The sequence below is a fragment of the [Clostridium] innocuum genome, from assembly GCA_012317185.1.
GTDB classification, from domain to species: domain Bacteria; phylum Bacillota_I; class Bacilli_A; order Erysipelotrichales; family Erysipelotrichaceae; genus Clostridium_AQ; species Clostridium_AQ innocuum.
The window spans coordinates 1,011,488-1,030,703 of the sequence record CP048838.1; the positions used below are offsets into that span (position 1 = coordinate 1,011,488).

17 protein-coding genes are annotated in these 19,216 nt (G+C 45.7%); 12 read left to right on the top strand and 5 right to left on the bottom strand.

Features of this window, described 5'->3' with window-relative positions; translation table 11 throughout:
* Positions 1-414 precede the first annotated feature (414 nt).
* The 4 genes from G4D54_04965 to G4D54_04980 all read left to right on the top strand — a co-directional run bounded on the left by G4D54_04965 (position 415) and on the right by G4D54_04980 (position 6,213).
* Positions 415-1,806, top strand: coding sequence for a glycoside hydrolase family 1 protein (locus G4D54_04965; protein QJA01819.1), 1,392 nt, complete (start codon positions 415-417; stop codon positions 1,804-1,806).
* Positions 1,807-2,058: 252 nt separating this feature from the next.
* Positions 2,059-4,479, top strand: a complete 2,421-nt coding sequence (locus G4D54_04970; GenBank protein QJA01820.1) for a formate C-acetyltransferase/glycerol dehydratase family glycyl radical enzyme — start codon at positions 2,059-2,061, stop codon at positions 4,477-4,479.
* Positions 4,473-5,381: a glycyl-radical enzyme activating protein gene (locus G4D54_04975; GenBank protein ID QJA01821.1), complete on the top strand. Its 909-nt coding sequence runs from the start codon at positions 4,473-4,475 to the stop codon at positions 5,379-5,381. The genes G4D54_04970 and G4D54_04975 overlap by 7 nt, the downstream gene beginning before the upstream one ends.
* A 298-nt stretch (positions 5,382-5,679) precedes the next feature.
* Complete coding sequence (locus G4D54_04980) at positions 5,680-6,213, top strand: hypothetical protein (GenBank protein QJA01822.1); 534 nt, start codon at positions 5,680-5,682, stop codon at positions 6,211-6,213.
* A gap of 252 nt (positions 6,214-6,465) precedes the next feature.
* On the opposite strand, the gene G4D54_04985 is transcribed toward G4D54_04980, so the two are convergent.
* A complete protein-coding gene (locus G4D54_04985) occupies positions 6,466-7,245 on the bottom strand; it encodes a DeoR/GlpR transcriptional regulator (protein QJA01823.1) in 780 nt (259 codons plus the stop codon).
* Between the two features lie 234 nt (positions 7,246-7,479).
* Between G4D54_04985 and G4D54_04990 the strand changes: the two genes are divergently transcribed.
* Entirely contained in the window at positions 7,480-8,553 is a 1,074-nt protein-coding gene (locus G4D54_04990; protein QJA01824.1) for a transaldolase, read from the top strand.
* A 410-nt stretch (positions 8,554-8,963) separates the two neighbouring features.
* Here G4D54_04990 and G4D54_04995 read toward each other — a convergent pair whose 3' ends face one another.
* The gene (locus G4D54_04995; protein QJA01825.1) at positions 8,964-9,551 is read right to left on the bottom strand and encodes an NUDIX hydrolase; all 588 of its coding nucleotides are present in this window, start codon (positions 9,549-9,551) and stop codon (positions 8,964-8,966) included.
* Positions 9,552-9,679: 128 nt separating this feature from the next.
* Between G4D54_04995 and G4D54_05000 the strand changes: the two genes are divergently transcribed.
* Both G4D54_05000 and G4D54_05005 read left to right on the top strand, forming a co-directional pair.
* A complete protein-coding gene (locus tag G4D54_05000) occupies positions 9,680-9,907 on the top strand; it encodes a hypothetical protein (GenBank protein ID QJA01826.1) in 228 nt (75 codons plus the stop codon).
* Positions 9,908-9,991: 84 nt separating this feature from the next.
* Positions 9,992-10,450, top strand: coding sequence for a thioredoxin (locus G4D54_05005; protein ID QJA01827.1), 459 nt, complete (start codon positions 9,992-9,994; stop codon positions 10,448-10,450).
* Between the two features lie 304 nt (positions 10,451-10,754).
* Here the strand turns inward: G4D54_05005 and G4D54_05010 are convergent, their stop codons facing one another.
* Positions 10,755-11,066 (bottom strand): hypothetical protein, encoded by a 312-nt coding sequence (locus tag G4D54_05010; GenBank protein ID QJA01828.1) that lies wholly within the window; start codon positions 11,064-11,066, stop codon positions 10,755-10,757.
* A 138-nt stretch (positions 11,067-11,204) separates the two neighbouring features.
* Between G4D54_05010 and G4D54_05015 the strand changes: the two genes are divergently transcribed.
* The 5 genes from G4D54_05015 to G4D54_05035 all read left to right on the top strand — a co-directional run bounded on the left by G4D54_05015 (position 11,205) and on the right by G4D54_05035 (position 16,382).
* Positions 11,205-11,663, top strand: a complete 459-nt coding sequence (locus G4D54_05015) for a pyridoxamine 5'-phosphate oxidase family protein (GenBank protein QJA01829.1) — start codon at positions 11,205-11,207, stop codon at positions 11,661-11,663.
* Between the two features lie 453 nt (positions 11,664-12,116).
* Positions 12,117-13,094 (top strand): sugar ABC transporter substrate-binding protein, encoded by a 978-nt coding sequence (locus G4D54_05020; protein QJA01830.1) that lies wholly within the window; start codon positions 12,117-12,119, stop codon positions 13,092-13,094.
* A gap of 2 nt (positions 13,095-13,096) precedes the next feature.
* Positions 13,097-14,404 (top strand): sensor histidine kinase, encoded by a 1,308-nt coding sequence (locus G4D54_05025; protein QJA01831.1) that lies wholly within the window; start codon positions 13,097-13,099, stop codon positions 14,402-14,404.
* Positions 14,404-15,081, top strand: a complete 678-nt coding sequence (locus G4D54_05030) for a response regulator transcription factor (GenBank protein ID QJA01832.1) — start codon at positions 14,404-14,406, stop codon at positions 15,079-15,081. The genes G4D54_05025 and G4D54_05030 overlap by 1 nt, the downstream gene beginning before the upstream one ends.
* Positions 15,078-16,382 carry a sugar ABC transporter substrate-binding protein gene (locus tag G4D54_05035; protein ID QJA01833.1) on the top strand — a complete coding sequence of 435 codons (1,305 nt, stop codon included), beginning with the start codon at positions 15,078-15,080 and terminating at the stop codon, positions 16,380-16,382. Before G4D54_05030 ends, G4D54_05035 begins: the two co-directional genes overlap by 4 nt.
* A gap of 485 nt (positions 16,383-16,867) precedes the next feature.
* On the opposite strand, the gene G4D54_05040 is transcribed toward G4D54_05035, so the two are convergent.
* Together G4D54_05040 and G4D54_05045 are read right to left on the bottom strand one after the other, a co-directional pair.
* Positions 16,868-17,560, bottom strand: a complete 693-nt coding sequence (locus G4D54_05040; GenBank protein ID QJA01834.1) for a response regulator transcription factor — start codon at positions 17,558-17,560, stop codon at positions 16,868-16,870.
* Positions 17,557-19,068, bottom strand: coding sequence for a HAMP domain-containing histidine kinase (locus tag G4D54_05045; protein ID QJA01835.1), 1,512 nt, complete (start codon positions 19,066-19,068; stop codon positions 17,557-17,559). Before G4D54_05045 ends, G4D54_05040 begins: the two co-directional genes overlap by 4 nt.
* Positions 19,069-19,216 lie beyond the last annotated feature (148 nt).

A 19,216-nucleotide genomic window follows, 5' to 3' on the forward strand; every position in this document is an offset into this window, starting at 1 on the left:
AGTAAGAAAGAAACGAAGCTATCATATGCTGTCAACATACGGGCAGTCTGCTGCTTTTGTTAAAAATGCGGTAAACTTATACAGTGAATCAGATATATGAAATTATATAGTTCTATTTTGATGGTGATAAGGCAAACCTGTCTCTTTTGAATAAGGAGATAGGTTTGCTTTATCTTAGCTGATTGTCACTTGATTCCGCATCAAATGCACTTATAGAAGCTATCGAGAAAAAGTGCAGTATGAGATATTGGATAGTGTTTTTACGTATTGGAAGACATCTGCTTTAAATTCACCACAGCGTATAGGATATGTAAATGCGTAATTTCTATGAATACCAAGACGAAATAGTAAGAAAACGCTTTCCTGTTTGCCCTTCCTGATTTATCATAAGAGTATAAAGAAAAGAGGGGTTTTATGATAAGGACGATACCTGAAGATTTTTTAATCGGAACAAGCAGCAGTGCATGGCAGATCGAAGGGGTGGCAGGAAAAAGCAAAGAGCAGAAAAGCTGGGCAGAGCTGTTCTATGCATCAGCACCGGAAAAATGGCATGATGGAGTCGGACCGGAAAAGGCGGCTGATTTCTATTACCGCTACAAAGAGGATATTCATACCATGGCATCTCTTCATATGAAAGCCTTCCGCTTTACCATACAATGGGCGCGGTTTATGAAGGATCCGATAGCCGGCATTGTGGATGAGGAGGCAGCTGCATATTATCTTGATGTGATCAAAACCATTCGGAAGGAGGGAATGGAGCCGCTGATTTCCCTTGAGCACTGGGACCTTCCGGCAGTGCTCATCGAACGCTTTAACGGCTGGGCAGGCAGAGAAACGCTGGACTGCTACATCATCTATGTGAAAGAGGTGCTGCGGCGTTTTGCGGATCAGGTAACCTGGTGGTTCGCCTTTACAGAACCAAACATACCAATAGACAACGGATATATGGATGCCATATGGTATCCGTTCACTCATGATCCGAAAACCGCTTATCAGGCACATTTTCATAAGATACTGGCAACCTCGTATGCAGTCGCATGCATAGAGCAGTATCGCTCCTATGGATGCCGCATGGGGGCTATGGTGCACATGACGCCGGTCTATGCGAAAAGCGGAGAGATTCAGGATGTAACAGCCGCATGGTATGCCGACTTGTTTCATGTGCGTCTGTATCTGGACCCGTACCTGAAGGGAGAGTTTCCAGCGGAGCTGCTGCATCAGCTTAAGCTGCATGACTGTATGTTCACCTATAAGGAAGAGGATTTGCAGCATATCCGAGCACATCGTATTGCTATGCTCGGTATTGATTATTATTTTCCGATACGCGTGCAGGCGCGCAGTCATCCGTATTCCGGCCCCTTTCATCCAAAGCAGTTCTACGAGCCATGGATCAAGGAGGATCGCAAATTCAATGCGGACCGCGGCTGGGAGGTTTACGAACAGGCTGTCTATGATATTGGAATGCGCCTGAAAAATGAATATGGCAATCCAGACTGGCTGATCAGTGAAAACGGTATCGGTATTGCACATGAGGAGCGCTACCGAAACGAGCAGGGAAGCATTGACGATGATTATCGAATCGACTTCCTTTCTGAACATCTGCGGTATGCGCTGAAAGCAAGGGAAGCAGGCTGTCACTGTCATGGGTATCTCGTCTGGTCCTATATTGATAATGTGTCCGCCATCAATGCGTTTAAAAACCGATACGGTCTGCTGGAGCTGGATATAGAAACAGGAAAGCGGATTCCGAAGAAATCGGCATACTGGTTTCGGGACATATTGGCTAAAAAGCAACTTGATGATTGAAAATGTATGATAATGCATGATTAAACATACAAAAATATGCATAAACAAAATAATATGAGCGCAAATGGCTTGCGTCCCGGTTGGAATCCCATTATAATATGCATAGAAAGAATCAAAGCACAGCTGGATTCTTTGACGCAGCCTGCATGAATTTATGGATGGACGGTTTGCGGGTGTCATGATGCTGCAATCAGCAGGCACACGCAGACGATCCATACCAGAAGCAGGCGCATCGCTATGAGGAGGGCGCTTATGAAAGATTTTCTATTTTATACACCTGCAGCATCCGGCGTTGACTGGAAGCGCATCGATTCTCTTCGCCATGTCATGGAGAAACGCACTGCCAGTATATGCTCGCAGCGTGCTCTTCTGTATACACAATCCTTTCAGGAAAGTGAAGGAGAACCGTATATCATTCGCAAGGCAAAGGCCTTCGCCCACACCCTTGCCCATATGGATATCTATATCCAGCCCCATTCCCTGATATTCGGTAATCAGGCGTCCGCAAACTTCGCGGCTCCGATATTTCCGGAATATTCCATACAGTGGGTCATTGACGAGCTGGAAGCCTTCGATCAGCGAAGTGGTGATGTGTTTCAGATCAGCGAGGAAGTAAAACAGGATTTGAAACGCATAGCACCATACTGGCTGCAGCATACCCATGAGGATGAGGTCAATGCACATCTCAGTGAGAATATCCGTCTTGCAGAGAAGCAGGGAGTTTTACACCGCGGTGGCATCTCCATGTCCGGGGATGGTCATATTGTACCGGATCATGAAATGCTGTTGCAAAGAGGGTTTCGTTCGATCATCGATGAGGCGAAGCATGCCCTGACAAATACTGACTTGCAGGATGCACAGCGTAATTACTATCAGGCGGTTATCATTTCACTGGAAGGGGCTCTGCTGTTCTTTCAGCGCTTTGCCAAGCTGGCGGAGGAAATGGCGGAGCATGAGCAGGATGAAAAGAGAAGACAGGAGCTGCGAGTTATAGCACAGATGGCCGGGACCATGATGGAACAGGGGGCCAGAAGCTTTTATGAAGGAGTAGAGGTGTGCTATATGGTGCATGTTCTGCAGATGATTGAAAGCAACGGGCATTCCTTCTGTTACGGCCGTTTCGACCAGTACATGCGAAAGCTGTATGAACAGGATGTAGAGCGGGGCGTGCTGACAAAGGATCAGGCATTGGAAATCATCACGCACATGTTCATTATGAATTCCTCCTGTAACAAGGTGCGTCCCTACGGTCATACAAAATACTCACAGGGCTATCCGCTTTATTCCAATCTGGTCGTCGGCGGGAAAACACCGCAGGGAAGCGACGGCACCAATGAGCTTTCCTATCTATGTATTGAGGCGATGCATCTGACATCCTTAGCGGAACCGAATTTCTCTGTCCGTTATCATTTGGAAACACCGAGGCAGTTTCTGAAGGCGGCTGCCTTGCTGATTCGCACCGGATGCGGCATGCCGAGCATGTTCAATGACGAGGTTGCCGCAAAGGGAATCGAGGATTTGGGAATACCGAAGGAGGATGCGCTGGATTATTGTCCGATTGGCTGTGTGGAAACCGGTGTTCCGGGGAAATACGGGCATCGGGCTACCGGGATGACCTATGTAAACTGGGGCAAGGTTTTGGAGATTCTGCTGCATAACGGTGTGGATCCTGCAAGCGGCATCCAAATGCTGTCGGTCAATGGACAAGGCGGGGATGCTGTTACGTTTGAAAACTATGAGGAATTGTGGCAGGGCTGGGAAAAGCTGCTGAAATTCTATTCTGATATATCGGTGGAATGCGATGCAATCTGTGATGATTCTCTGGTAAAATATGATGCTGATCCATTCGCAAGCTGTTTTATACAGGACTCCATGAAGCTGGGGAAAACCCTGAAGGAGGGTGGCTGCCGCTACGATGTGATTTCACAGTCCAATATCGGACCGTGCGTTGTCGGAAACGCATTATACGCAATAAAGAAGCTGGTGTTTGAAGAGCAGTCGGTAACCTGGGAAGAGCTGATGACTGCTATGCAGGATAACTGGCAGTCTCTGGAATCTGCTAGAATTCATAAAAAAATACGTCATGTAGCCAAGTTTGGAAATGATGATGATGCGGTGGATGAAATTGTTAAGGATGTTTTTGATTCCTACCTGAAGCTGCTTCCGCAGTATCGTACACAGCGTTATCAGCAGGGACCTGCAGTAAGCTGCTATACGATGTCGACCAGCAACATCACCTCCTATGTACCAAACGGCTTTGTCGTCGGCGCAACACCGGACGGGCGGTTTGCGGGAACACCGTTAAACGAGGGCTGTTCTCCAACACAGGGGACAGATACAAGCGGTCCTACCGCGGTTATCAATTCGGTTGCCAAGCTGCCAAACGAGCAGGTGGCGGCAGGACAGCTGCTGAATATGCGTTTCTCCAGCGGTGCACTGGCAGGAGAGGAAAATCTCGATAAATTTGTCGACTTTCTGATGGCCTCTGCGAAAAAGCACATCTACCATAATCAGTTCAATGTCATAGACAGTGCAACGCTGCGTCTGGCGCAGGAGCATCCGCAGGATTATACGGATCTGATTGTGCGTGTTGCCGGTTACTGTGCTCAGTTTGTTTCCCTGATGCCGGAAGCACAGGAAGCCATTATCGCACGTACGGAGAATACATGGTAGCCATTCACCTGTCGACCATACAGCGCTATTCCACAAAGGACGGCCCTGGAATACGGTCCACCGTGTTTCTGATTGGCTGCAATCTGCGCTGTGCATGGTGCTCCAATCCGGAGCTGATGCTGCCGTACAATAAGCTGCTCCATTTTTCATCTCTGTGCCGCGGCTGTCAAAGCTGTGTGCATGCGTATCCAACAGCTGTATACATGGAGGACGGTGCTATTCACATGCATCCCTGTGCACAGCATATGGCAGGGGAGCTGGAGGAGGTATGTCCCTTTGATGCCCTTGAACAGGTTGGTATGCAGGTGGAGTGCCAACAGCTTGTAAAGCAGCTGGAAAAGGATTTCACATATTATGAGGAGTCCAAAGGCGGCGTGACGTTCAGCGGCGGGGAGCCGCTGTTACAGGCTGAGGCTTTGGCGGATACACTCTGTCTGCTGAAGCAGAAGCACATAGCAACATGTGTGGATACCGCTGGTGATGTGGCATGGGAGCATATGGAAAGGGCTGCGGAATACTGCGATTTGTTTCTCTATGATATCAAAGCCTTTGATGCAGCATTACACAAAAAAATCACCGGAGCGGACAACGGCCGAATTCTTGATAACGCAGGAAGACTGGCGGCAATGCACAAGCCGATGTGGATTCGCATGGTCATCGTGAAGGGATATAATGATGATCGAAGGGATTTGCGGAAAAGACTGCAGTTTGCGGCATCACTGGGTTCTGCGGTACAAAGAGTAGAGCTTTTACCATATCATGCACTGGGGGAAGGTAAGTATAAAAGCATGGAGCTGGCATACCCGATACAGGAGGATGCCTGTCCGGATGCTGAAACGCTGGCTTATTGCATGGAGGAAGGGCGAAGGCTCAGTCTGCCAATGTATATGGAAAAAGCGTGAATATACTGGCGGCTGTCATTCATTCATAACTATCACATTCTTTATTCTGTTAAGAAAAGATAATAGTGTGAATGTATCAAAAGTTCTTTTAATTATTAAAAAATATGATACAATAATTTTAGGAATGTGATCGTGATAACTTTGAGCATGATATGAAGGCTACAGGGTGAGAAACCTGGCGGAATCCGGAATATACCGGGGTTCATGGATTGTTAGAGAGGTAAGTATCATTGATGGAGGATACCATCAGTGTGCTTGCCTTTTTTTGTTATCACGAGCAGGAAAGGAGTGTCTTGACATGGGACAATTTATCAGATTGAGATTGACGAATGAGCTTTATGTGCTAAAAAAGGACAGATGGGGGTGTGCATATGATACGGACAGGATAACGGACATGCTCAATTCATGGTTTAACATGCAGCTTTATGATGCAGAGGAGCTTGAGGACAGCGTTCTCTTTACACTCAAAAAGGATGTGTTTCAGGAGCATTTTCTCTCGTTTCTTATGGAACAGACACAGATTATGCATGATTTTGATGCGGAAGAAATCAAGGAAGAGGTGGAAGCATTGAAAAGCAGAAGCCTGCCTGATTATATGAAATGGATAAAGGAAAACCGCATGCCGTCCTGTCTATGGTATGGAAAATGCACCATTGTCTCACCGCTGTATTGTTCCGAAAAGCTGTATATGAGTGCCGATGGCGTGGATTATCTGGTAGAGGGTAAGGCTGTTATGGAATGCTATGATAGTTTGTTTACATACATCCACAACATGATTCGCAAAACCTCTGCGAATCCCTTAAAGGATACGGTGGCAGTTCTGCTTGACTAAGCATCCCTTTCGATTTCTGGATGCTATTGGATGGTATGTGAACAGGTAACGTCTTTTTACGCTATTACACTATGATGAATGCCGATATAAAACAGCATAGAATTCGCTAGGCTTTCCTGTGGTCTTATATACACAGTCTGCCTGCTTTTTTGATTTTTTGTGCTTGCGCCGTGTTATTTTGCAGTCTGTAAAGGATGAGAGGCTTCCCGGCAGACACAGCATAAACATAGCGTTCTTGTCTTTACAGTCGCATCATAGGAATTCATAGTCCTCATCTGATACACAAATCAGCTGCCTGACCTCCTTCACCATATGCTGCTCCTGCTCAGTAATCTGATCTGTTATCAATACGTCGTAATCGGACCACCTTGCGAAGGTATATGAGGAGGATTTTCGAAACTTGGAGGAATCGCATAACAGAATCCTCTGCTGTGCCTTCCGCAGCACATGCTGCTTGACCTCCATCTCCTCATGGGAAAAGGTTGCCGGTCCAAACGAATCAAGAAATCCGTCGCAGCCCATGAAGGCGGTATCGATATGGATGGCGTCAATCATGCTGTTTGTAAAACCGCCGATCGCAGCCTTGCCCTGCTTCTGCAGCAGCCCTCCTGCAATCATCAGCTGATGTGTGGTTTCCGATACCATAGACGCAATCGCAAGAGAATTCGTGACAACGGTCAAGCCCTTGCGTAGTCGCAGATATTTTGCCAGATATAGAATCGTACTGCCCGGATCAAGAAAAAGAACAGTGTTGTCCTGAATGAAATCCAGTGCCCTGCGTGCAATCAGCTGCTTTTCATATACATGCTCGCTCATTTTCACATCCAGCGGCAGCTGATAATAGGTGTTTTTTATTTCAGCGCCGCCATGATTTTTTATGATGATGCCCTGTTCATCCATACTGTTGAGATCCTTGCGAATCGTTTCGGTTGTGACCTGCAGCTGCTCCGCCAGTTCACTTACACGTGCGCTTCCCTGTGATACAATGATGCGATAGATTTCATTTCTTCTCTGCTGTGTTGTTTTTGCCATGGAGTCTCCCTCATTTCTATAGCTCCATGGTAGCGCAGCCAAAGGCTTTCGTCAATATAATCTCACATATGGAGTTGGGATTTCTTTGTAAATATTTGTATAAATTCTTTTCTTTACTATTGAAAACAAGCTTTTCTGATTGCTTATTCTGAAAAAACAGGAATCATATTGCATTTGTGTAAAAATGCTTTATGATGTAGGCACAGTTAGAAAAAGAAAAAGGAGAAACCGATTATGAAGAGTAAACTGATTGAAATGCGTGAGAAATATCCACAGACGGAGCTATGGACGGATTCCTTCCATACAGCTGATCATGCATATGGTCTGACACAGGGGATCACAGGCATCACGACAAGTCCTACCTGGGTGTCCCGTATGCTGTGCAATGAGGAAGGTAGTGAGCATGAAAAGATACTTTGTGAGCTGCAGGGAAAGCATCCTGAATATAATGAACAGGAAATGATATGGGCTTGGACACTGGAAATGGGAAAACGCAGAAGCAGGGTTCTGCTTCCGCTTTGGGAACAGGGGAATCCGAAGCAGGGGCGTTTCTCTATTCAGACATCCATCTATGACTACAGCAATACGGAAAAAATGGTACGCATGGCAGAGGAGGTAAACAGCTGCGGTCCGAATATGCAGGTGAAAATTCCATCCACAAAGGAAGGAATCAAGGCGATGGAGGAGGCTACCTTCAAAGGAATCAGTGTGATGGCGACCGTTTGCTTCAGCGTGGATCAGGCAGTCGCGGCAGCTGAGGCGATCGAGCGGGGAATGAAGCGGCGAACTGCGCAGGGGCTGTCCAATGCAGATTTGAATCCGGTGTGTGCGGTTCTATTGGGAATGCAGGAGGACTGGCTGAAATCCTATGCGGAGAGCAGGGATATCGTCATACACCCGGACGCATTTGCATGGTGTGGTGTGGCCATCTGTAAAGAGGTATACCGGATATTTCAGGAACGCGGATATAAAACCAGAGTGCTGACGGCTTACTACCGCCATCAGCTGCACTGGTCTGAATTTATCGGAGGAGACATTATCATGACCATTCCTGCAAAGTGGCAGAAGCGATTCGCAAATTGTGACGTGGAAATCCGTGATTATATGAGTGAGGCTGTGGCTGCGGACAAGCTGAAGCATCTGAATAAGCTTACACCGTTTGTACAGGCGTATACACAAGGGTCTTTGACAGAGGATGATTTCAACAGCTTCGGACCTGTTATTCTGACGATTCGCTATTTTACAGAGGAATATGAAAAGGCGGTACATAAGGTACGTGACATTCTGTTGCCGAATCCCATCCGTTAACTGCCTCGCCTTCAGCATGCGGCTGCCGTCTGTAAAACACTGACGGTAAAGCTGTCATGAGGATCGCTCAGCACATAGCTTACAAACAGATATGGGGAGATATGCGTGACCGCTTTGGCAGCATAGAATAGGCAGCTTCAAAAACCTGTACATAACAGATATTTGCAGTGTTGTGTTTAGCTGCTGTTCTGTTAGAAAATGCCTGAAGCAGCATGCCACAGACAGTGAATCCCTCCATGAGAAAAAGCACAAAGCCGGATAAGGACTCCGATAACGCTTTGTGTTTTTGTCATGGTCAAAACCCGAAATTGCCAACTCTGCATATATCCTTATAGTTTTCTTATTCAGAAGCAGGACAAAAGCAGTCATTCGGCATCATCTGTCCAGCAGTCCCGTATCGGGATAACTTTCTAAGCAGCCGGTAGAAGCTTCAAGAAGCTCAGCGCATCCAGTATCATTTGTATATGATCGAATGCCAGTGCTTCCTGATCCGGATTTACGCTGCGCGCTGTTTTCATATGGTACTGCATGCGATGCTGTGCATGATACAGGGTAAGCGTATTATCGTTTATCTGTACTTCAAACCATGCCGCATCATCTGCATCGTCCTTTGCCTCAACCTTTACATCCTGATTGATCAGCGCAACGTGGGCAACGGAAACTACACGCATACGGGGATCGCGGTGGACAGCCCCATAGGTATGCAGCTGGTATAGCTGCACCTGATTGCGTTCAATGGAGGTTTCCTCCTTCAGCTCGCGATAGGCGGCATCCAGAATATCTTCCCTGATATTCAGAAAGCCTCCCGGTAAGGCCCACTGCTGTATATAGGGATGATTTTTTCTGCGAATCAATAACAGCTTCAGCCGGTTTTCGTATTTAGAAAATATAAGCATGTCCACGCTGAGGGCAGGACAGGGGTAGCGGCTGGCATCATATGCCTTTAAAAATTCCTCCTCTGTCTGACCCTTTGCATTCACCGGTTGTTTTTTTATCATACACTTCCGCCTCTTTTCTACTGTAAGCATAGCACAGGATTTCATTGTGTAGAAGAAAAAATTATGCAGAATGCGGAAATCCATTTCTTAATATGCTATGATGATAGAGAAGAAACGGAGGAGCTGTTATGGATACAAGACTTGCGGAAAGATTATTCGTACTGATTACATCCAATATGGATCGTACCTATGAGGAAGAATGCAATATGGCTATGGATGTATTTCTCGAAGAGGAATTTGACATGGGTGAGCTGAAGCGCATGCTGCTGTATCTGCTGGATAAGGTGAAGGCAGACAGGCGGGAAATGGTGAAGGAAAAGATCGAACAGCAGATTGGTTCTTTACATGAGCAGTAGCTGGCAGATTTTGCAAGGCCGCCCTGCTTTTCATTTTGTGGAAAATACGCTATACTGATAGCATCAGTCAAATGGAGGTCGGATATGAAGGAATTTATCAGATTATGTGGAATCGCAGCTTGTACACTGCTGCTTCTGACAGGCTGCAGTTCAAAATATGAACGTGATGATGAGCCGGGAAGGGTGGAAAATATCACCGTTGCAAAGATGCAGGAAATGGTGGATAAGAAGGAAAGCTTTGCCATTGTATTTACGCAGACTACCTGCTCACACTGTATAGAATTCAAGAAAATGCTGGATGGTTACCTGCTGGATCATAACGTTGTACTGTATGATGTTGTTCTGGATGAAGCACCTGCCTCACAGCGGAAATCTGATTTGAATACGATTCGGAAAACCTTTCCGGGAATGAACGAAACACCTTCCCTTTTTTATGTGAAGGAAGGAAAGCTGGAAAATCTACTGGAAAACGGTGATGATGGCTTAACGGAGGAAAAATTCGATAGCTGGGTACAGCGCTATAAGCTGGATGAGAAAAAATAAAATACATAAAAAAAGTATTCTGTATAAGGGATGTTTCCTGTTATAACGGAATACTTTTTTATGGACTCCTGTTTAAAAATATGCGCTGTCAAAGAAATCATAAAAGCAGATTACTGTAAGCTGCTGTCACATAAGGCATTCATGGGAATTACAAAAAGCAATCGCAAGCGCACTTTCTTTCAATTCCAAGTGACTGATAAAAGGTATGGTTGCATACGACCGGTTTGCATCTGTTTCATTGGCTGTTGATACTGTATGACAAACATCCTTTTCTCTTTGCTTTGATCAGATTTGAGAACAGGTATTATTTATTAGCTTTATCCACATAATACCAAAGCTTATATTGCGGCTCGTCAAACTCACTGACATAGGCATTTTTAGGATTGTCCTCACTGATTTTAATGCGCAGGCGCTCCTGCAGCTTCAGCTTCTTCTCATGAGCAGGAAGGATACTGTAAATCAGCTGTCTGACCTCGTAGCGCTGCTGGTTAACGTGATATTCCACAGTTACATATTTGGAGGGTAATCCGCGATACAGATAAAAACCATCATCGATTTTTATTATACGGCCATAGCTTTCATATCCATGCAGTCTTGCCTTTTGTTTTCCAAACATCACCACACCTGTTCAAAACCTTCCTTTTTATAACTATAGTATATCATTTTGATGTGGGAAAAGCAGGAACTTAAGAAAAAATAATATTTGAATATATTTGCTTGTGTTTCATGGTATACTTATATAAAAAGGAGACATATGAGACGAACAGACAGAGAAACAACAAGAGAAGAGGCATGGCGCATTTTTGATCAAAGCGCATATTCCGTGCTTTCCATGAGCTACCGGAATAGACCGTATGCCACTGCACTATCGGTAGCACGTATCAATGAGACCCTGTACTTTCACTGTGCCCGTGACGGGGAAAAAATCAGGGCCATGCGTGAAAATCCAAATGTCTGTTTGCACAGCGTTGCCCGTATGGAGAACTGTGCAGAAGGGTTTACTGTTTATTATGCATCCTGTACAATTAGAGGAATTGCGCAGGAGGTGGTTGATGAAGAGGAACGGCATCGCGCGCTGCTTGCCCTCTGCAGGACCTTTATACCACAGAGCATGGACATGGCAGAGCAGGAAATCCGCGATTTAAGGAGCGTTACTGCTGTGTGGAGCATCACCGTGCAGGAAATTACGGGAAAGCGGAATGTGGAAAAATGACAAATGTAATAAAAAACAAATGACATTTGAAAGTTGAATTTACAGGGAACCTTTTGTAAAATATACGTGCAATAAGATATTGGTTCTGCATGGTGGTAGTGCAGAAGCAGTTATGGTATTGTGGTGAATTTAGAAATTGGTCTTTCTTAAATTCCAATCTACAACATTGCTTGAATCGCACGGTATGACTTCTGCAGATGTTTGCTGGTAACATTCCTATGCAGAAAACCCATTCATAATCTGATCCGTTGCTAAAATCCTGAATCTGGAATAGACATGAAACCCTTCAACACCAATACAGGCGCGGAGTATCTCATACCGAATGCAAAGCTTCAGTCAATATGCAACCTATTTTATCAAAAAATATACGATAAAATAGAAAAGAACAAGCCAAAAGAGAGAGTGGCTTGTTTTTTTATGATATAATAATGGTTGATAAAAAGTGAGGTCTTTATGTCAAAACTGAAAGTGAGTATACGTTCCATTGTCATGTTTCTGTTCGCCCTGATGTTTGTTGTGGCCGGCTTGTCACTTCTGAGCCGCTATACCAGCGAGCAGTTCATCTATCGCAGCAAGAAGCCTCTGAAAATCGGGGCGACCTATATGACGCTGAACAATCCCTTTTTCAATGTAATCGATGATGAGGTACGCAATGTCGTCGAGGCAAACGGAGATGTTCTCATATCCCTGGATCCTGCACTTGATTTGCAGAAGCAAAAGGAACAGATTCACTATCTGATTGAACAGGGTGTCAGTGCGCTGATTATCAATCCGGTGGATTTTACGGGCTTGAGTGAGGAGCTGAAGGAGGCAAGGGAAGCGAATATACCGGTCATTACTGTGGATACGGATGTATTTGATGAGGATCTTGTCGCGTATTCTCTGATGTCGGATAATTACGATGCCGGTGTGCAGTGTGCCAAGGATATGATGAAGCGGAAGAAATCGGCGAATATCGTATTGCTTCAGCACAGTACCGCCTATTCTGCTGTCCAGCGGATTCAGGGCTTTGTCGATACCATTAAGGATAAGCCGCAGTACCGTGTTGTGGAGCGAATCGAGTGTGAGGGACAGCTTGAAATCGCCATGCCGAAAATGGATGCCTTTTTGAATAAGGATATCTCCTTTGATGTGGTTATGGCACTGAACGACCCCAGTGCGCTGGGTGCCCTTGCCGCCATGCAGGATAAGGATCGTCTGCAGTCGGTACTTGTCTATGGTGTGGATGGATCGCCGGAAACTAAGGCACTGATCAAGGATCATATCATGACGGCATCCGTTTCCCAGTCACCGAAAACGATGGGAAAGGATGCGGCGGAGATCGTCTATAAAATACTGGAAAACAAGCCGTACAGCAGCAAGGCCAGAATACCGGTAACGCTGATCAATGAAAATAATATCGATCAGTTCTCTCTGGAAGGGTGGCAGTAATCATGGGGTTTATGAAATGGAGCAATGATGAGAAGCTGAAGGCGATTCACTGGATGATGTGCTTTCTCAATCTGACAATCATTCTGTTTATCAGTGTCATTATGTACATTACCACACTGCGCATCTGTGATATGTATGAGGCCAGGACCTTTCTTTCGACCTTACCGTGTCTGCCTTCCAATCCTCTGCGCATCATGATTACATCGGTCGCCTGTTTTCCGATACTTCTGTTTGTGATGCGGCTGCGGCATCAGATTCAGCTGACCACCTGGAAGCTGGCGGGAAGCTTTCTGCTGGAAACCTGTCTCTGTCTGATTATCATGCAGTCTCTCAGCTTTTCCACCAACAGCATTCTGCTTCTTGTGATGGCCGATCTGTTGACGTATATCAGCACCAACCGGGAACGGGCACTCTGTCTGGCCGTGATGATTGTCATCTATCTGTGCGGGAATTATGATTTTCTGTCCGGACGCTTTGCCATCGTCTCCTTCAATGACTATCTCGCATGCTATAACTCCATGACGCAGTCCGTGCTGTCCAGTATCCATAACACGCTGGCTTCCCTGAACATCATCATGTTTATCCTGTATATGATCTTTCTTGTACAGGAGAAAATCAATGAAAGCAAGAAATTTCTACAGATGAATCAGGAGCTGCAGGATTTGAATGAACAGCTGAAGGAATATGCCAACATCCGTGAAAAGATGGGAGCGACCAGAGAACGAAACCGTCTGGCAAGAGAAATTCATGATACGCTGGGGCACACACTGACCGGCTTATCCGTCGGTATCGATGCCTGTGTATTGATGAGTGAAATCGATCCGGCCGCAACAAAGAATCAGCTGAGCACGCTGGCGGAAACGGCCAGAAACGGCTTGAAGGATGTGCGGCGTTCCGTGGATAAGCTGCGTCCGGATGCACTGGAGCATTATACGCTGAAGGAAGCTCTGGATAAAATGATTCAGGAATTCCAGGGGGTTACCGATGTCGTTATTCATTTTGTATGTCATCTTCCGCATTTAACCTTTGATAAGGACGAGGAAGAGGTCATATACCGCATTATTCAGGAGGGAATGACGAATGCGGTCCGACACGGCAAGGCGAAGGAGATATTTATATCCATCGCAAAGGAAAATGATACGCTGATTCTGATTATCGAGGATGATGGAATCGGCTGTGAAACTATTAAGCCGGACTTTGGACTGCACCACATGCAGGAGCGTATCGCCCTCTTGCAGGGAGATATCCGGTTTTACGGATCCAACGGGTTTGTGATCCTTGCAGAAATTCCAATCAGGGAGGGTATCTGATGATTAAGATTATGATTGCGGATGATCAGGAGCTGATCCGCGAAAGTCTGAAAATTATATTGAGTACAAAAGAAGAATTCAGGGTGATCGCCACCGTAGGAAGCGGTAAGGAGGTCATTGAGGCAATACGCAGGGAGCAGCCGGATGTCATTTTGATGGATATGCGGATGCCGGATATGGATGGGGTACACTGTACCAAGTTTGTGAAGGAAGTGTATCCGGATGTGAAGGTTATTGTTCTGACAACCTTTGATGATGATGAATATGTATATTCTGCTTTGAAATACGGAGCCAGCGGCTATCTGTTGAAGGGCGTATCACTGGATGAGCTTTCCAATGCGATAAAAACCGTGCTGCAGGGTGGTGCGATTTTCAATCCCAATGTCGCAAGCAAGGCGATTCGTATCTTTTCGCAGATGGCGAAGAATAATGTGGTTACTGAGAAATTTCAAAGTCAGGATGATCTTCCCACACTGAGCAATACGGAGTGGAAAATCATTCAGCAGGTGGCACAGGGGCTGTCCAATAAGGAAATCGCAGAAATCCTGAAGTTTACAGAGGGTACGATACGAAATTATCTGAGTGTTATTCTGGATAAGCTGGAGCTGCGCGATCGTACGCAGCTGGCCATCTGGTATATACACCGGGAAAAAGCGGAACAGGACGATAACGGATGAAACGGCGTCTGTTGATCACTCTGGTGTTGCTGCTGCTGTGTATCGGCGGAATCGGATGGTTTTCCTATATGCAGCAGAAAACAGTAGTCCTGAAATTCGGCATGTTTGCCGGCAGCAACTGGGATGTTCCCAACGGAGACAGCTACAAAATTATCGATCAGGCCATTGAGCGCTTTGAAAAGGCACATCCGAATGTGCGGGTGGAATATGTGAGCGGTCTGCAGAAGGCGGATTACTCCGAATGGCTTTCCCAGCAGGCACTGGAAGGTGATTTGCCGGATGTATACATGGTGCTGTCCGATGATTTGTATACCTTTGCGGATATCGGAATGCTGGAGGAGCTGGATTCCTACATACAGCGTGATGAAAAGCTTACGGTGAAAAACTATTTTACACCGGCATTGAAAAGCGGACAGATGAATGGCAGGCAGTACGCCCTGCCATATGAAAGTGTTCCGACCATGATGTATGTGAATAAGACGCTGCTGGACAAGTTCGGTATCGCCCTGCCGGATAATAACTGGACATGGGATGATTTCTATACAATCTGTGAAAAGGTGACACTGGATTCGGATCATGACGGTTCCCTGGATACCTTTGGTGTTTACGGCTATGGCTGGCAGAATGCGCTTGCCTCCAACGATGCGACGATATTCAATGCCAGCGGAACAAGTGCGACTCTGGCGAATGACAAGGTGTATGAGGCTGTGGAATTTACGAGAAAGCTGGAGGAGCTGAATAAGGGGCAGAGTGTGAACAGTGCCATGTTTGATAAGGGGATGGTTGCCTTTTGTCCGATGAAATTCAGCGAATACAGAACCTACAAGCCCTATCCGTGGCGTGTGAAGAAATATACGAATTTTGAATGGGACTGCATTCCAATGCCTGCGGGACCAGAGGGGGATAATGTATCGCAGCTGGATACGCTGAGTATGGGAATCAGTGCCAGCAGCTCGCATAAGAAGCTGGCGTGGGAATTTTTGAAATCGCTGTGCTATGATACAACAGCACAGAAGGATATTTTTAAATATTCTCAGGGCGTTTCCGTGTTAAAGGATATCACGGGCTCCAAACAGGTGATGGAGTATTTACTGAAGGATGCCCCGGGGGATTCCACCTTCAATATGGATTTCTTTAATGATACGATGGAGCATGCAATTCCGAATACCAAGTTTACTGATTACGACCAGGTGATTTCGGTAGCGGACAGTGAGATACGAAGACTGCTGGGGACGGATGAGGATATCAAGACAAGCATCAATACCCTGCAGACAAAGATTGATCTGATTTTGAAAAAATAGAGGAGCAGGGAATGGTAAGCGGGTGATTCTCAGGACAAACGGGTATTGAAGCGCTGAATAGCTTTGATACTCGTTATTTCTTAAAAGAGTTTACAATACCTTTGCCTATGTGCAGGACTCCTGCATTTTCTTTGGCTTTCAGGCTCAGAGTGCAGAATGCAGTGCGTGTGTTTCCACCAGATAAAACAATGTGTACTTATCTACAGACGGATGTTTGTAGGTGCTGGTAATACGGGAATATACGGGGTGTATCTTTTACTTGGTGAATCATACCGTGCTATGAAGGGAAATGAATCTGTAAATAGAAACATATGAATTGGCATACAAAATATGATGTGTTGTGAAAAGGCGGTATATATACGGAGATATCCGTCATGTTTGATTGTAAAAAAAAGGGAATCCGGCGATTATGAGTGCAATAGCTTTGGATATCCCTGTTTTTTTCTGCATAACTAGCTTCTATTTGATAATTCGTTCGTGTGCGTTTAATATTTGCGGAAACGATAGCCGCTTCCCCATACGGTTTCGATAAATTTCGGATTGGCACTGTCCTTTTCGATTTTCTCACGGATCCGATTGATGTGTACGGTAACGGTAGAGATTTCACCGATGGCATCCAGTCCCCATATTTTTTCAAACAGCTGATCCTTGCTGAAAACGATATTCGGATTTTTGGCAAGGAATACGAGAAGCTCAAATTCCTTGTTGGGGAGAACGAGGGATTCACCATCCAAAAAAACCTCATGGGAGTTTAAATCAATCATCAGATTTTCGATTTGCAGCAGATTCTCTTTTTTCTGTGCTCCTTGTGTCAGCCGTTCATAATTGGCGATTTGTGATTTCACTCTTGCAATCAGTTCGCTTGGATTAAACGGCTTTACGATATAGTCATTGGCACCCAGACCAAGACCCCGGATTTTATCCATATCCTCACGCTTGGCTGATACCAGAATGATCGGTACATTTTTCGATGCTCTCAGATTCCGGCATACCTGAAAGCCGTCTTCCTTCGGTAGCATGACATCCAGCAGAATCAAAGCAAAATCCTCCTGCAAGGCGCGTTTTAATCCGCTTTCACCATCCTCACAGATTTCAACCTCATAGTCATTCGCTTCCAGATAATCGCGTTCCAGTTCCGCAATCGCTCTGTCATCCTCTACAATCAGTATTCGTTTCATAGCGTTGTTCCTCCTTGTAAAAGCGGCAGTCTTATCGTAATACACAGACCCTTGTTCAATTCACCGCTGGCGCTTATTTCACCCTTCATCTGGGTTATGATTTGCTTGGTGATGGAAAGACCCAGTCCGTTTCCCTTCACCTTGGAGCTTCTCGCAGGATCGCTGCGATAGAAGCTGTCAAACAATCTTGGTGCCTGGGATGGATCGATTCCGATTCCATTGTCCTGAAATGTGAGAATGCATTCCTTCTTATCGCATTCCAGTGTGACATCAATGTGCACCGGATTCTCACTTCTATATTTTATACTATTCTGACACAGATTGTCCAATACCCGAATAAAATGTGTACGGTCCATCAAAACCTGCACGGGCTGCGTGCATTTGACGGTAAGCTTTATGCTTGCATGCTCATAGCGGGAAGCACATTCCTGATACCAGTCTTGTAAAAAGTCTGCCAGATTTACACATTCATCATGAAACGGCACCTGTCCCAGATCAAGCTTGGATAAGAGAAAGAGACTTTCCACCAGCGCATTCATGGCATTTGTTTTCTCCTGTATGATATGCAGATAGTGCTGCTGTTTTTCCGGCGTATCCGCAATCCCGTCCAGCAGTCCGTTGACATACCCCTGCATGGAGGTGAGCGGTGTGGAAAGGTCATGGGAAATGCCTGCAATGAGCTCCTTGCGGTTCAGGTCATATTGGGACCGCAGCTTTTCCGACTCGATCAGCTGCTTGCGCATCGCTTCGAAGTTTGAGCACAGCTCGCCGATTTCATCCTCTTTCTCCACAGAGATCTCCTGCTTCAGATTACCGCTTCGGATTTCACTGGTAGCCTGATTGAGATCATACAGCGGAATCAGGATATGCTGTGCCAGCTTTCTTGTCAGTACGGCACCCAGTGCTACAATGAATAATACCATGAATACACCGGTTGCGACAATCGTTATTTTGATCATCAGCTTGGTATGCTCCCAGGATTCATAAGAGTCCTGAGGGAAGGTTAGATCCTTCCCGGAAAAGGTTATGCGCAGGGTTTTATCCGCCGCATTTTTCAGCTCAGCCTGATATGCCATGCCGTTTGCATTCCATATGATATAAGGAAGCTCATACTGCTTTGTTTCGGCTATGCTTTCGAATTCCTTCTGCATGCTTTTCCGGTTGACTCCGCTGCTGTGGTATAAAACCTCCGCTTTTTGATCGTGTGCTTCCTCGACGAAAATATGAAGACCTGATTTTTCAAGCTGTGCGAGAATACGTCTGGCCTCGTCCGTGATGTGCTCACTTCCTGCCAGCTCGTCGTTCATTGTTTTGATCAGCAGTGTAGGTCCGTAGTTTGAGGTGTTTAACAGGACATTGCGGATGAGTGCAGCCGGAGAGTGTGTCACAAAGGAAAATCCCAGCAGCAGGGAAAACAGAATGAAGCATACAAAAATGATGGGAATGAGTACCATAAGAAAATTGGAAAGCAGTATTTTTTTACGTATGGATATATCTCGATAGCGCATGTTACCACCCCTTTGCATGTTCATTATGTAGGAATTCATCATGAAAAGCAAGGAAAAACGGCAGTGTTAATAGAAAGTATAGAATCTTTGCTGTCTGTTTGTATGCCAAAGCCGGACAGCCCTTACACCGTATATGGAAGGAGAATAA

What these genes read in the sequence shown, in the direction of transcription:
- G4D54_04965 (QJA01819.1), top strand. Translation starts at nt 415, where the DNA reads ATGATAAGGACGATACCTGAAGATTTTTTAATCGGAACAAGCAGCAGT.
- G4D54_04970 (QJA01820.1), top strand. Translation starts at nt 2,059, where the DNA reads ATGAAAGATTTTCTATTTTATACACCTGCAGCATCCGGCGTTGACTGG.
- G4D54_04975 (QJA01821.1), top strand. Translation starts at nt 4,473, where the DNA reads ATGGTAGCCATTCACCTGTCGACCATACAGCGCTATTCCACAAAGGAC.
- G4D54_04980 (QJA01822.1), top strand. Translation starts at nt 5,680, where the DNA reads ATGGGACAATTTATCAGATTGAGATTGACGAATGAGCTTTATGTGCTA.
- G4D54_04985 (QJA01823.1), bottom strand. Translation starts at nt 7,245, where the DNA reads ATGGCAAAAACAACACAGCAGAGAAGAAATGAAATCTATCGCATCATT.
- G4D54_04990 (QJA01824.1), top strand. Translation starts at nt 7,480, where the DNA reads ATGAAGAGTAAACTGATTGAAATGCGTGAGAAATATCCACAGACGGAG.
- G4D54_04995 (QJA01825.1), bottom strand. Translation starts at nt 9,551, where the DNA reads ATGATAAAAAAACAACCGGTGAATGCAAAGGGTCAGACAGAGGAGGAA.
- G4D54_05000 (QJA01826.1), top strand. Translation starts at nt 9,680, where the DNA reads ATGGATACAAGACTTGCGGAAAGATTATTCGTACTGATTACATCCAAT.
- G4D54_05005 (QJA01827.1), top strand. Translation starts at nt 9,992, where the DNA reads ATGAAGGAATTTATCAGATTATGTGGAATCGCAGCTTGTACACTGCTG.
- G4D54_05010 (QJA01828.1), bottom strand. Translation starts at nt 11,066, where the DNA reads ATGTTTGGAAAACAAAAGGCAAGACTGCATGGATATGAAAGCTATGGC.
- G4D54_05015 (QJA01829.1), top strand. Translation starts at nt 11,205, where the DNA reads ATGAGACGAACAGACAGAGAAACAACAAGAGAAGAGGCATGGCGCATT.
- G4D54_05020 (QJA01830.1), top strand. Translation starts at nt 12,117, where the DNA reads ATGTCAAAACTGAAAGTGAGTATACGTTCCATTGTCATGTTTCTGTTC.
- G4D54_05025 (QJA01831.1), top strand. Translation starts at nt 13,097, where the DNA reads ATGGGGTTTATGAAATGGAGCAATGATGAGAAGCTGAAGGCGATTCAC.
- G4D54_05030 (QJA01832.1), top strand. Translation starts at nt 14,404, where the DNA reads ATGATTAAGATTATGATTGCGGATGATCAGGAGCTGATCCGCGAAAGT.
- G4D54_05035 (QJA01833.1), top strand. Translation starts at nt 15,078, where the DNA reads ATGAAACGGCGTCTGTTGATCACTCTGGTGTTGCTGCTGCTGTGTATC.
- G4D54_05040 (QJA01834.1), bottom strand. Translation starts at nt 17,560, where the DNA reads ATGAAACGAATACTGATTGTAGAGGATGACAGAGCGATTGCGGAACTG.
- G4D54_05045 (QJA01835.1), bottom strand. Translation starts at nt 19,068, where the DNA reads ATGCGCTATCGAGATATATCCATACGTAAAAAAATACTGCTTTCCAAT.